The following is a 12,609-nucleotide window of genomic DNA, read 5'->3' as shown; positions in this document are numbered from 1 at the left end:
CCTCACGATGTGGCGGGTCGTCGTTCGGCCCGCCGCACCGCGACGAAGTTGACCGCCGCCAGCACCGGCAGCGTCACCGCGAAGACCGTGGGCGCGATCATGTACGTGTCGATGGACAGCGCCCCGGTGTTGGTATCGACGACCAGGCTCTGGGTAACGAGGAAGACCGCGAGCAGCGCGCCGCCCACCGCCCAGCCCAGCACGATCGCGCCGGAGATTCTGCGCGGCAACAGAAAAGCGGCCCCGATGGGTACGGCGGCGGCGAACAACGCGGCCGTGGCGAACTGCCAGGCGTAGCCCGGGCTCAGCGCGGCCCGCTCGTCGATCGGTGCGTGCGCCAGCAGCAGCGCGACCGAGCCGATCCCGCCCAGCGCCGCGCTCGCGATTCCGAATCCGTCCCGCGGCGACCGGAACTCGAACTCTCGCCGCCACCCGGTGAGCAGCGCGACCGCCGCCACCGCGCCGCCCGCGACGATCGCCGCCTGCCCGCCGACCAACAGCCGATACCCCGTCGCGACCGAGAGGTCCGAGCCGCTGCTCGCCATCCACGCCGGCAGTTCGGCGAACGCGACCACACCCCACAGCGCGGCCAGCCCGAACCCGGCGAGCGCCGCCGCGCCCGCCTCCGGTCCGATCCGCCGCCCGAACACGAACCGCCGGGCGCAGGCGATAGCCCCCGCCGCCAGCGCCCCGATCCCGAGCGCGCGAACATAGAACTCGCCGTGGGTGAGCACGAGCCCGATGTCGTACGGATGCGGGAAACCTATACCGGAATAGCTATAAGTCGCGAAGGTCGCGCCCCCGCTCCACAGCACGAGCACTCCGCCGAGAACGACCGCGATCACGGCCACCCAATTGCAGATTCGGACAAACCTCTCCCGATTGGGAGTAGTCGGGCCCTGCTCCGCCGACCCCGCCCGCGGCGATCCGGACTCCGAGAGCACCAACTCCCGCCTGGCGGCCGCCGATACGCGCGGCACGTCGTTCGCGGCGACGGCTGTCAGCGCGTCACGAGCCGCGCTCGCCTGTGCAGTCGGGGGTGTGGTCAGCAGACTTCCCAAGGTGTGCACCGCGTCTTCGCGGACCTCCGGCCGCGGGTCGTTCAGCCGCCCGCGCAGTGCTTCCGGCAGCGGATCACCTGTGGTCGGCGGTCCCGAGGAAGCTCGCCCGATGATGGCCCGGGCCCCGGCCTCGTTGTACCCGGCCTGCCCCGGGGGCTGCTGCCCGGTTCGTCGCGACGGATCCCGTCCGGGCACCGACGCCGGGTTCGCGCTGTGTTCGGCTGTGGGCGGGGCATTCCCGCCGGGGGACCCGGGCATCGGTGTGTGGGCGGCGGGGTCGGACGGGTAGGGGAGGGTCTCGTCGTGTTCGGTGGAGAACGGTAGTGGGGTGGGGTCCGGCACGGGGCGTGGGCCGGATTGTTCGGTGAGTGAGGGGGATCCGGGGCGGCGGACCCGAGTCGGGTGGGCGGCCTGGTTCAGGACCGCGCGGGCGGCGGTGGCCAGGGCGGTGCAGGTGGGATAGCGGTTGCGGGGATCTTTCGCCAGGGCCGTGGCTATGACGTTGTTCAGGGCCGGGGGCAGGTCGGGGCGCAGGTCGGTCGGGCGCGGGGGCGGGGTGTGCATGTGGGCGGCGATCACGGGGGCGGGATCGCGGTGGGGGAAGGGCTTTCGGCCGGTCAGGATCTCGTAGAAGGTGCAGCCCAGGGAGTAGATGTCGGCGCGGTGGTCGGCCGGGTCGCCGTTGAAGCGTTCGGGAGCGGTGTAGGCCAGGGTCGCCACCAGGTGGGTGACGGTCAGGGAGTCGTCGAAGGCGCGGGCGATCCCGAAGTCGGACAGCACGGCTCGATCGGCGTCGTCATCGCTGCGGTCGATGAGGATGTTCGCGGGCTTCACGTCGCGATGCAGGATCCCGTGCCGGTGCGCGTAGTCCAGGGCGCGGGCGGCATCGGTCAGCAGATTCAGCGCCACCTCGGCGCGCACCCCGCCGCGGGCGGTCGCCGTCAGCGTCGCGGCGTCCCCGCCGTTGACGAACTTCATACAGATCCACGGCGTCTCGTCATCGGGACCGCTGCGGTCGTAGATGGGCACGATGTGCGGATGCTCGAGCCGCGCCACCAGCGCGGCCTCCCGATCGAAGCGGGCGCGCACCCCCGCGTCCCGGGCCGCGTCCTCGTTGAGGATCTTCAGCGCGATGCGACGTTCGAGCCGCGGATGCGCGGCCAGATACACCCGGCCCATCCCGCCCACACCCAGCTCACGCTCGATCGTGTACCCGGCGAAGACCGCCCCCGGATCCAGCCGCATAGCGCCGCCTCCGCCGAAATTCCCTGTGCCAGCGAGAAAACCCTACGCCTCCGGCGCGTGCGGGGCAGGGGATCGGCTCGAGGGCGTCGGTGCACGAACCGAAGAACCGGAGGCGGGCCGTGCTCGCCGGCCGGCGGGGCAGTCGTTGCGGCGGGGCCGGGCACGGAGCGGAATCGCCCACGGGGACAGTTGCATTCCGCGTGGGATCCGGCTCGTGCCGGGCCCCGGCGAGGGTGCACGGCAACCCATATACATAACCGTGGGCGGTCTCCGAAGAGACCGCCCACGGTGAGCTGTTGGAAAGACCTACAGCGGAATGTTCTTCAAATGGCTCGGCCGCGACGGCGCGGCGGCCAGGGCCGCGGCGATGACCGACCGGGTCTTGGCCGGATCGATGATCTCGTCGACCACGCCGATGGCCACGGCCCGTTCCACACCGCCCGCGATCTGCTCGTGCTCGACGGTGAGGCGCTCGATCAGCGCCTCGCGCTCGGCCTCGGGCGCGGCGGCGATGGCCTTCTTGTGCAGAATGCCGACCGCGGCCTTGGCGCCCATGACCGCGACCTCGGAGCCCGGCCAGGCGTACACCGCGGTCGCGCCCAGCGAGCGAGCGTTCATGGCGATGTAGGCGCCGCCGTAGATCTTGCGGGTCACCAGGGTCACGCGCGGGACGCGGGCCTCGGCGAACGCGTGCAGCAGCTTCGCGCCGCGGCGCACCACGCCCTCCCACTCCATGCCGACACCGGGCAGGTACCCCGGGACGTCGGTCAGGACCACCAGCGGAATGCCGAACGAATTGCACAGGCGCACGAAACGCGCGGCCTTCTCGGCACTCTCGGAGTTGAGGCAGCCGCCCATGCGAATGGGGTTGTTGGCCAGCACGCCGACGGTCCGCCCGCCGAGCCGGCCCAGGCCGGTGACGATGCTGCGGGCGTAGCCGCCCTGCATCTCCTCGAAAGTGCTTTCGCCGTCGACGTTGTCGAGCAGCTCGTGCACGATCGGCTTCACGTCGTAGGCGCGCTTGGCCGACTCCGGCAGCATGGCCTTGAGATCGACGTCGCCGTGCGCGGCGGCGGTCAGATCGAATTCGCCCTGCTCGGCGAACATCGAGACCAGCCGGCGGCCGCGGTGCATGGCATCGGCCTCGTCATCGGCCACGATGTGGCAGACGCCGGACTTCTTGCCGTGGGTGACCGGCCCGCCCAGGGTCGCCATATCCACGTTCTCGCCGGTGACCGAGCGAACCACATCGGGACCGGTGACGAAGATACGGCCTTCGGGGGCCATGATCACGATGTCGGTGAGGGCCGGACCGTACGCGGCGCCACCGGCGGCGAAGCCGAGCACCACGGAGATCTGCGGGACGAGACCGGACGCGCGAACCATGGCCTCGAAGACCAGTCCGACGGCGTGCAGGGCCTCGACACCCTCGGCGAGCCGGGCGCCGCCCGAATGCCAGATGCCGACAACAGGAGTCTTGGAGTCGATCGCGGTGTCGATCGCGTCGACGATGTGCTTGCAGCCCTCCACGCCCATCGCGCCACCCATGACGGTCGCGTCGGAGCAGTAGGCGATCGTGCGCACGCCGTCCACTTCGCCGATCGCGGCGAGCACGCCCGACTTGTCGCGGGGATGCAGCGGAAGAACGGTGCCGGGATCGAAGAATCGCTGCAACCGGCCCAGCGGATCGCGGGGATCAGTCGCTGTGTCAGCATGAGCGGGGGCCATTATGGTCATCGCAAACTCTCCTCTTGTTAAGGAAGTGCGGTCGCTGAGAGCGGCTGCGAAATGTCGAAGTCCCGGCGGGAAGTTTCTCGTGGGGAGCCCAGTGGGTGCGGGTTCCCCAGCAGAAGTCCCCGCCGGGACCACTTGTCTTACGAACCGGCGCTGATCCGAGCCGCGTTAACGGCTCGGAGATGCGTCAGTACCGGCCGAAGGCGAGCGCGACATTGTGCCCACCGAAACCGAAAGAGTTGTTGATCGCGTACTCGATGTCCTGACGGCGAGCCTCGCCGTGCACGACATCCAGGTCGATCTCCGGATCCTGGTTCTCGAGGTTCAGCGTCGGGGGGACGATGCCGTCCCGAACACTGAGGACCGTGAGCACCGACTCGAGCGCGCCGACGGCGCCGATCGAGTGGCCCAGGGCGGACTTGGGCGCGTAGACCGAGGCGTGCGAAACCCCTGCCTTGTGAATCGCGTTCTTCTCCGCGAGGTCACCGATGGGGGTGGCCGTCGCGTGAGCGTTGACGTGGGTGATGTCCTTGGGGGACAGACCCGCGGTCTGGATGGCCCGGGTCATCGCGCGACCCGCGCCGGTGCCCTCCGGATCCGGCGCCACGAGGTGGTAGCCGTCCGAAGTGATACCCGCGCCCATCAATCGGGCGTGGATGGTGGCGCCACGTGCCTTGGCGTGCTCCTCGGTCTCGAGGACCATGAGCGCGCCCGCCTCGCCGAAGACGAAGCCGTCGCGATCCTTGTCGAAGGGACGCGAGGCGCCCTTCGGATCGTCGTTGCGGGTGCTCATCGCACGCATCATCGAGAAGGCCGCGATCGGAACCGCGTCGATGAAACCTTCGACACCACCGGTGACGACCATGTCGGCGTCACCCATGGCGATCATCCGCCAGGCGTTGGCAATGGCCTCCGAACCCGACGAGCACGCCGAGACCGGAGTGATCACTCCTGCCCGGGCCTGGAGTTCCAGGCCCACGACAGCCGACGGACCGTTCGGCATGACCATCTGAACAGCCAGCGGCGAGATCTTGCGATAGCCGCCGTTCTTCAGCTTGTCGACCGAGTCGATGAGGGCGTCGCCGCCGCCGAGACCGGTACCGATGGCCACACCGAGGCGCAGCGGGTCGATCTCCGGCGTGCCGGCGTTCTTCCACACCTCACGACCGAGGACCATCGCCAGCTGCTCGACGTACGCGAGCCGCCGGCATTCGACCCGGCTGAGCAGGGTGTCCGGCCGAACCTTCAGGTGACCACCGATACGGACCGGGAGGTCGTACTCGGTGATGAAGTCATCCTCGAGAACGTCGATGCCGCTCTCGCCATTGAGGAGGCCCTTCCACGTCGCATCGACGTCACCGGCGATCGACGTGGTCGCCGCCATGCTGGTTACGACGATGTTGGGGAAGTTCCCGTTCAAGGTGGAAGGAGTGGTCACAGTTCGGTCCTACTCGCTTCCGAACTTGGCCTTGAGCTCGCTGGCCGCATCGGCGTTCTCGGCCTCGAGCTTCTGGATGTACGACACGGCGTCGCCGACGGTCTTCAGGCTGGCGAGATCCTCGTCGGGGATCTTCACGCCGTACTTGTCCTCGGTCTGAACGGCGATCTCGACCATCGAAAGGGAGTCGATGTCCAGGTCGTCGACGAAGGACTTCTCGATCGTGACCTCGGAGGGCTCGATACCGGTCACCTCTTCGATGATCTTGCCAAGCTCTTCGACGATCTGTTCCTGGGTCAAAGCGGCCACTGTGGTGGCTCCCTTCATATTCCTGATAGTTGGTCGGATTGTTTTTTGTTGCTGCGGTCGTGTTCGCGTCGTCGCCGTTGACGATGCGGACCGCGAGTCAAGCTAGTCGGTGGCTGTGAGCTCGACCAGCGCGGGGATGTCCCCGGGGGTCTTGAGCGCCAGATTCGGGGTGCCCTTGAGCTCCCGCTTGGCGATACCGACCAGAGTTCCCGCCGGCGGCAGCTCTGCCACCGCGGAAACGCCCGCCGCACGGACGGTTTCGGTGCACAGGTCCCACCGCACGGGGCGGGTGACCTGGGCAGCGAGCTTGTCGATCGCGTCCTGGCCGGAGACGACCGGCTTGCCGTCGAAGTTCGACAGCAGCGTCCGGGTCGGCTCGCCGGGAACGATCTTGGCTATGGCCGCGGCCACGGCGTCCTGGGCAGGAGCCATGAATGCGGTGTGGAAGGCGCCGGCGACCGGCAGAGCCCGGACCCGCGCCTTTTCCGGTGCGCTGTCCGCCAGCTCGGCGAGCGCGTCCAGCCTACCGGCGGCCACGATCTGACCGACCGCGTTGCGGTTGGCCGGGATCAGGCCGAGTTCTTCGAGCCGGGCGAGCACGGCGGCTTCGTCACCGCCGAGCACCGCGGACATTCCGGTCGGCTCGAGTGCGCAAGCCTTGGCCATCTCCGCGCCGCGGAGAGCGGCCAGTGCCACCGCGTCGTCGGCCGAGATGACCCCGGCGACGGCAGCGGCGGCGAGTTCGCCGACCGAGTGTCCGGCGACGATGGTATCGCCGGGCAGCGAATCCTGGGGGATTTCCGCGAAAGCCAACAGGGCAGCCGCCACAACCAGGGGCTGAGTCACCGCGGTATCGGTGATCTCCTCCGCGGTTGCGGTCGTGCCCAAGCGAAGCAGGTCCAGTCCCGAGGCCTTCGACCACAGTGCGATTCGATCAACCGCACCGGGCAGTTCGAGCCATGGGGTGAGCATGCCTGGTGTCTGAGAGCCCTGTCCGGGCGCGAACAACGCGATCACGCCTCTAAGAGAACACTGTGAGGCCGGTCTCCAGAGATGTCGGCGCGAATGAAGGTTTGCGGGCAGTTTTGTGGGGAGTCCACAAACGGCCACGTGGCTCGGCCGGATCGTCCGATTCCCGAATCGCGTTACACCCCATCTACCGGATCTGTGACGGGCGCTACATCTGAGGCTGAAGTGGGCGATTCGTTACGGGTTCGTGTCAGCCTGCCTATCGTGGAGGCGATTCGTAACACGTAGGCATCGCGCGGATTCATCGGATCCCGGCCCGTGATGTCGGCGATACGCTTCAACCGATAGCGGACGGTGTTTGGATGAACGAACAGTTGCCGCGCACAAGTTTCGACGGCTCCGCCGCAGTCGAGATAGGCGTCCAGGGTGTTGGCCAGGTCGCTGGCGGCGGCCAACGGTAACACAAGATTCTCGTTGAGGGCGTTCACTGCCGCCCTGTCCCCGAGCAGGGCTCGTTCGGGCAGTAGTTCCGAGGCGTGGACCGGGCGCGGAGCGCCTCGCCAGCCCACCACCGCCTCCATGCCGGCCATGGCCTCGACCGAGCTGATGTGCGCCGCGGACAGCGTGCGGGTGGTCGGGCCGATGACGACGGGACCGTCGGAGAAGACCTCGGCGAGCAGATCCGCCAGGAACGGTGAGGGATAGAGGGGATCGCCCAGGTGGCCGCTGACCACCATCACCAGCCGGGCGCCCTGCACCACGGCCAGGGCCGCGCGATTGTGCCGGGCGGCGATCGCGTGCACCGCGCCCATGCTGTTGACCTGATCGCTGGGCGGGGTGCCCACCAGCACGGTGGCCGGGGCGGTCGCGTCCCAGTTCAAAGTCGCTGCGCGGGAAAGCATTTCGGGTCCGGTGTCGCCGCGTACGACGGCGTCCACGACCAGGGCCTCCAGCCGGGTGTCCCACGCGCCGCGCGATTCGGCCGCGCTGGCGTACACCGAGGCGGCCGCGAAACCGAGCTCACGCCCGTATCGCAGCACCGCCTCGGTGAGCGCCACCAGCTGCCGGTCGTTGCGCGCGAGCGCGGGCAGCCACTGTTCGAAGAACTCCATGGCCACCCGGACCATGTCGACGGTCTGGCGCAGCGTCAGCCGCCGCGCCAGATCGTCCGGGATCACCTGGAAGGCGTCCAGGCTGAACCTGATGTCGCTCTCGGGATCCTGCAGCCACTCCAGGAAGTTCACCACCGCCGTCTGCACCAGCATCTGGACCCCGGCCCGTTGGGCGGCATCGAGATTGGCGAAGAACGGCAACCGATCCTGCATCGACGACACGGCCTCGGTGGAGAGCCGTCCCGAGAACTGCTTCACCCGTTTGAGCAGGGTGTCCGGCAGTGGATCCCGGGTTTGCCGATTCGGGGAGAGCGCGCCGGTCGGGAGGTAGACCTCGTGTTCGGAGGAGCCTTCGTTGATCCGGCGCGGCCTCGGCGGTTTACGTTCCACAGTGTTTATCGTGCGTTATGCGTCTCCGCCTTCGGTACCGGGTGCCGCCTTCGGCGCGGCGTTGACGTCGTCGATCCGGTAGCGGGCGGCGGCTTCCACCAGCGTGGCCTGGTCGATCTTGCCCGCTTTGGCCAATCCCGACAGTGCCGCGATCACGATCGATGCCGCGTCCACATTGAAGACCCGGCGTGCCGCGGGCCGCGTGTCGGAGAAGCCGAAACCGTCGGTGCCGAGGGAGATGAACTCGCCCGGAACCCACTGGCGGATCTGATCGGGCACCGCGCGCATCCAGTCCGAGGCCGCCACGAAGGGACCCTCGGCCTGCGAAAGCGCCTGTGTCACATAGGGCTGTCCCGGATCGGTGTCCGGATGCCGCAGCCGCGCGATCTCCTTGGCCAGGGCCTCCTTGCGGAGTTCGCCCCACGAGGTCACCGACCAGACATCGGCCTGCACACCCCACTCCTCGGCCAGCATCTGCTGTGCGCGCAGGCCGTCGGGCATGGTGACGCCCGCGACCAGGATCTGCGCGCGCACCGCGCCCTCACCGCCGCGCTTGTAGAGGTAGATGCCCTTGAGCAGGCCCTCCACGTCCAGGTTCTCCGGCTCGGCCGGCTGGGACTGCGGCTCGTTGTAGAGGGTGATGTAGTAGAAGATGTCCTCGCCGCCGAACTCGTGATGCTCCGAGCGGGCCTCGGGATCGGTGCCCGGCAGGGCTTCCTGGTAGCCGGTGATGCCGACGCCGCCGCCGTACATCCGGCGCAGGCCGTCCCGCACGATGTGGGCGAGCTCGAAGGAGAACGCCGGATCGTAGGGGACGCACGCCGGGTTGGTGGAGGCGAGCAGCAGCGAGTGACCGTCGTTGTGCTGCAGGCCCTCACCGGTCAGCGTGGTTCGCCCGGCGGTTGCTCCCAGGACGAATCCGCGGGCCATCTGATCGGCCGCGGCCCAGAGACCGTCGCCGGTGCGCTGGAAGCCGAACATCGAATAGAAGATGTAGAGCGGGATCATCGGCTCGCCGTGGGTGGCGTACGAGGTGCCCACCGCGGTGAACGACGCGGTCGAACCGGCCTCGTTGATGCCCTCGTGCAGGATCTGGCCGACCGAGGATTCTTTGTAGGCAAGCATCAAATCGGCGTCGACCGATGTGTACAACTGGCCGTTGCGGTTGTAGATCTTCAATGACGGGAACCACGAGTCCATACCGAAGGTGCGGGCCTCGTCGGGGATGATCGGCACGATGCGCTTGCCGATCTCCTTGTCGCGCAACAGTTCCTTCATCAGGCGCACGAAGGCCATCGTGGTGGCCACGCTCTGCTTGCCCGAGCCCTTGCGGACGGTGCGGTACGCCTCGTCGCCGGGGAGTTGCAGAGGCTTTGCCGCAGTGCGCCTCTCGGGCAGGAAGCCGCCCAGGTTCGCGCGCCGGCCCATCATGTACTGGATCTCCGGGGCGTCCATACCGGGGTGGTAGTACGGGGGCAGGTACGGATTCTTCTCGAGCTGCTCGTCGGTGATCGGGATGCGCTGCACGTCGCGGAAGGCCTTGAGGTCGTCCAGCGTCATCTTCTTCATCTGGTGCGTGGCGTTGCGGGCCTCGAAGTGCTTGCCCAGGCCGTAGCCCTTGATGGTCTTGGCGATGATGACCGTCGGCTGTCCCTTGTGCGCCATGGCCGCCGCGTAGGCCGCGTAGACCTTGCGGTAGTCGTGGCCGCCGCGCTTGAGGTTCCAGATGTCGCCGTCCGAGAGGCCCTTGACCAGTTCCTTGGTGCGCGGGTCGCGGCCGAAGAAGTGCTCGCGCACGTACGCGCCGTCGTTGGCCTTGTACGTCTGGAAGTCGCCGTCGGGGGTGGTGTTCATCAGGTTCACCAGCGCGCCGTCGCGGTCGGCCTGCAGCAGGGCGTCCCACTCGCGGCCCCACACGACCTTGATGACGTTCCAGCCGGCGCCGCGGAAGAACGCCTCGAGCTCCTGCACGATCTTGCCGTTGCCGCGGACGGGTCCGTCCAGGCGCTGCAGGTTGGCGTTGATGACGAAGGTGAGGTTGTCCAGGCCCTCGTTGGCGGCGACCTGAATGAGCCCGCGCGATTCGGGCTCGTCCATCTCACCGTCGCCCAGGAACGCCCACACGTGCTGATCGGAGGTGTCCTTGAGCCCGCGGTCGTGCAGGTAGTGGTTGAAGCGCGCCTGGTAGATGGCGTTCATCGGGCCCAAACCCATGGAGACCGTGGGGAATTCCCAGAAGTCGGGCATCAGGCGCGGGTGCGGGTAGGACGACAGGCCTGCGCCGGGGCCGCCGTGCGAGTACTCCTGGCGGAAGCCGTCGAGCTGATCCTCGCTGAGGCGGCCTTCGAGGAAGGCGCGCGCGTACACGCCGGGGGAGGCGTGGCCCTGGATGAAGATCTGGTCGCCGCCGCCCGCGTGGTCCTTGCCGCGGAAGAAGTGGTTGAAGCCCACCTCGTACAGTGCCGAGGAGGAGGCGTAGGTCGAAATGTGGCCGCCCACACCGATTCCCGGTCGCTGCGCGCGGTGCACCATGACCGCGGCGTTCCAGCGGATGTAGGCGCGGAAGCGGCGTTCGACCTCTTCGTCGCCCGGGAACCAGGGTTCGTTCTCGGTGGGGATGGTGTTGACGTAGTCGGTGGAGGTGAGTGCCGGAATGGCGACGTGGCGTTCACCGGCGCGCTCGAGCAGACGCAGCATGAGGTAGCGGGCGCGGCCGGGGCCTTCTCGCTTCAGCATTTCGTCGAAGGAGTCGAGCCATTCGCTGGTTTCCTCCGGATCGATGTCCGGAAGGTATGACGCCACCCCCTCGCGGATCACTCGGACCCGGCCCCCCGCCGGGGTTTTTCGTGCCGTGCCGTTTGTGGGACTCGACGAAGAAATCGGGTGCATCAGGTCGGTCAAGACGATTGCTCCTCGTACACAGGGATGAGACATCTGATAAGGCGTCATTACCCCGGGTTGTCGCTGGTGGGCGGCATACCCGTAACGATTGGTCCAGGGCGCACCTCACATCCTCGTGCATGGTGCGTCCCAGGTCATCATGTCAGTCGGGAATCGCGTACGGTTTCCAGGGAACCGGCCGAGGCAGCAAGGGGAGGACGATGAAGCAGCTGAACCCGCGGAGGTTCGGATTGGTCTGCGCCACAGCCGCGGTCGGTTTCGGGCTGGTTTTGGCCGGTTGCGCCAACGAAATCGAGGGTACGCCGACGGTGAACGAGGCCGACGCGACCGCGTATCGGGCCGAGGCGGCGACGTCGTCGGCGGCCGCGAGCTCGTCGAAGAAGGCGGCGGCCGAGGCCAAGGCGACGGCGGACAACTGCACCCCGTTCCGCACCACGACCGGCACGGCTGTGGATCGCTACAACGACTTCGTCGACGCGCACGACGCCAACGCGCCGGATCAGACCGAGAAGCGGGACACCGCGGCCACCGCGCTGGAGGACGCCGCGAAGACGGTCGAGGCTCAGGTGACCGCGTCGGGCGCGGACCTGCCCACCGAGCTGGCGCAGAAGTTCACCGACTACGTGGTCGCCGCGCGCGGACTCGCGACCGAAGTGCGCAAAATGTCCAGTACTGCGCTCGTCGGGCCGCTCAACGACGCAAGTCGGCAGGTCAACGACGCCTTGAACGCCGTGCGGAGCGCGTGCCCGGCGCGGTGAGGTCGCGGCGATTCGAGGCTCACATACGACATTTAGGGTGCGAATTCGGCCGATCGGCTTGCGCTGCGGCCCATAACCATGTTCGCTTGCATCTACCTATTGTCTGGAGTTGAGGAGGACGCCACCGTGGTCGCCGCGGCGGACGCGCAGAACTACGCTCAGAAGCTTGGCATTTCACACGGAATGGTGATTCAGGAACTGGGCTGGGACGACGATACCGACGACGACCTGCGGGCCGCCGTTGAAGAGGCCATCGGGTCGGAACTGCTCGACGAGGACACCGATGAGGTCGTCGACGTCGTGCTCTTGTGGTGGCGGGACGGTGACGGCGACCTGGTCGACGAGCTCCTCAATGTCATCACCCCCTTGGCCGATGACGGCATCGTCTGGGTCCTGACCCCCAAGACCGGGCATTCCGGCCATGTCGATCCGGCGGAGATCGCCGAATCGGCCCAGCCGGCCGGCCTGACCCAGACCTCGTCGATCAGCCTCGGTGATTGGTCCGGCAGCCGCCTGGTGCAGCCCAAGACGCCCTCGAAGCAGCGCTGACCCGCCGCTTCCGTAAGGTTTTCCGGTAGACGGGGCGCCCCCACGGGTGGGGCGCCCGCAAACGCAGGCCCCACAGGATGGTGGGTGCCCCCAGCCACACCAAGTAGGGACGCGCGCACCCGGCATACCCGTGGAGGTCCCCA

Annotated in this window: 9 protein-coding genes; 2 read left to right on the top strand and 7 right to left on the bottom strand. The window is 68.0% G+C overall.

The window, feature by feature from the left end; all coding sequences use genetic code 11:
* Positions 1–2: 2 nt before the first annotated feature.
* The 7 genes from ACWIGI_RS05740 to aceE form a co-directional block, all read right to left on the bottom strand.
* Positions 3–2,306, bottom strand: coding sequence for a protein kinase domain-containing protein (locus tag ACWIGI_RS05740; RefSeq protein ID WP_454201187.1), 2,304 nt, complete (start codon positions 2,304–2,306; stop codon positions 3–5).
* 306 nt (positions 2,307–2,612) lie between these two features.
* Positions 2,613–4,043 carry an acyl-CoA carboxylase subunit beta gene (locus tag ACWIGI_RS05735; protein WP_354989761.1) on the bottom strand — a complete coding sequence of 477 codons (1,431 nt, stop codon included), beginning with the start codon at positions 4,041–4,043 and terminating at the stop codon, positions 2,613–2,615.
* 184 nt (positions 4,044–4,227) lie between these two features.
* Positions 4,228–5,478 carry a KasA/KasB family beta-ketoacyl-ACP synthase gene (locus ACWIGI_RS05730; RefSeq protein WP_454201186.1) on the bottom strand — a complete coding sequence of 417 codons (1,251 nt, stop codon included), beginning with the start codon at positions 5,476–5,478 and terminating at the stop codon, positions 4,228–4,230.
* 9 nt (positions 5,479–5,487) lie between these two features.
* On the bottom strand, positions 5,488–5,805 hold the full coding sequence (acpM, locus tag ACWIGI_RS05725; protein ID WP_354989759.1) for a meromycolate extension acyl carrier protein AcpM: 318 nt from the start codon (positions 5,803–5,805) through the stop codon (positions 5,488–5,490).
* Positions 5,806–5,889: 84 nt separating this feature from the next.
* Complete coding sequence (locus ACWIGI_RS05720; RefSeq protein WP_454201185.1) at positions 5,890–6,804, bottom strand: ACP S-malonyltransferase; 915 nt, start codon at positions 6,802–6,804, stop codon at positions 5,890–5,892.
* A gap of 128 nt (positions 6,805–6,932) precedes the next feature.
* Complete coding sequence (locus ACWIGI_RS05715; RefSeq protein WP_454201446.1) at positions 6,933–8,228, bottom strand: PucR family transcriptional regulator; 1,296 nt, start codon at positions 8,226–8,228, stop codon at positions 6,933–6,935.
* Between the two features lie 45 nt (positions 8,229–8,273).
* The gene (gene aceE / locus ACWIGI_RS05710; RefSeq protein WP_454201445.1) at positions 8,274–11,147 is read right to left on the bottom strand and encodes a pyruvate dehydrogenase (acetyl-transferring), homodimeric type; all 2,874 of its coding nucleotides are present in this window, start codon (positions 11,145–11,147) and stop codon (positions 8,274–8,276) included.
* A gap of 212 nt (positions 11,148–11,359) precedes the next feature.
* Between aceE and ACWIGI_RS05705 the strand changes: the two genes are divergently transcribed.
* A complete protein-coding gene (locus ACWIGI_RS05705) occupies positions 11,360–11,917 on the top strand; it encodes a hypothetical protein (RefSeq protein ID WP_454201184.1) in 558 nt (185 codons plus the stop codon).
* A gap of 126 nt (positions 11,918–12,043) precedes the next feature.
* Positions 12,044–12,466 (top strand): DUF3052 domain-containing protein, encoded by a 423-nt coding sequence (locus ACWIGI_RS05700; protein ID WP_454201444.1) that lies wholly within the window; start codon positions 12,044–12,046, stop codon positions 12,464–12,466.
* The last annotated feature ends 143 nt before the right edge of the window (positions 12,467–12,609 follow it).

It is taken from the genome of Nocardia sp. NPDC055321, assembly GCF_053645575.1.
This window is presented reverse-complemented; position numbering and strand designations above follow the sequence as displayed.

Excerpts from the sequence above, each read along its gene's own strand:
- aceE (WP_454201445.1), bottom strand. The coding sequence starts at position 11,147 with ATGCACCCGATTTCTTCGTCGAGTCCCACAAACGGCACGGCACGAAAA.
- ACWIGI_RS05740 (WP_454201187.1), bottom strand. The coding sequence starts at position 2,306 with ATGCGGCTGGATCCGGGGGCGGTCTTCGCCGGGTACACGATCGAGCGT.
- acpM (WP_354989759.1), bottom strand. The coding sequence starts at position 5,805 with ATGAAGGGAGCCACCACAGTGGCCGCTTTGACCCAGGAACAGATCGTC.
- ACWIGI_RS05705 (WP_454201184.1), top strand. The coding sequence starts at position 11,360 with ATGAAGCAGCTGAACCCGCGGAGGTTCGGATTGGTCTGCGCCACAGCC.
- ACWIGI_RS05735 (WP_354989761.1), bottom strand. The coding sequence starts at position 4,043 with ATGACCATAATGGCCCCCGCTCATGCTGACACAGCGACTGATCCCCGC.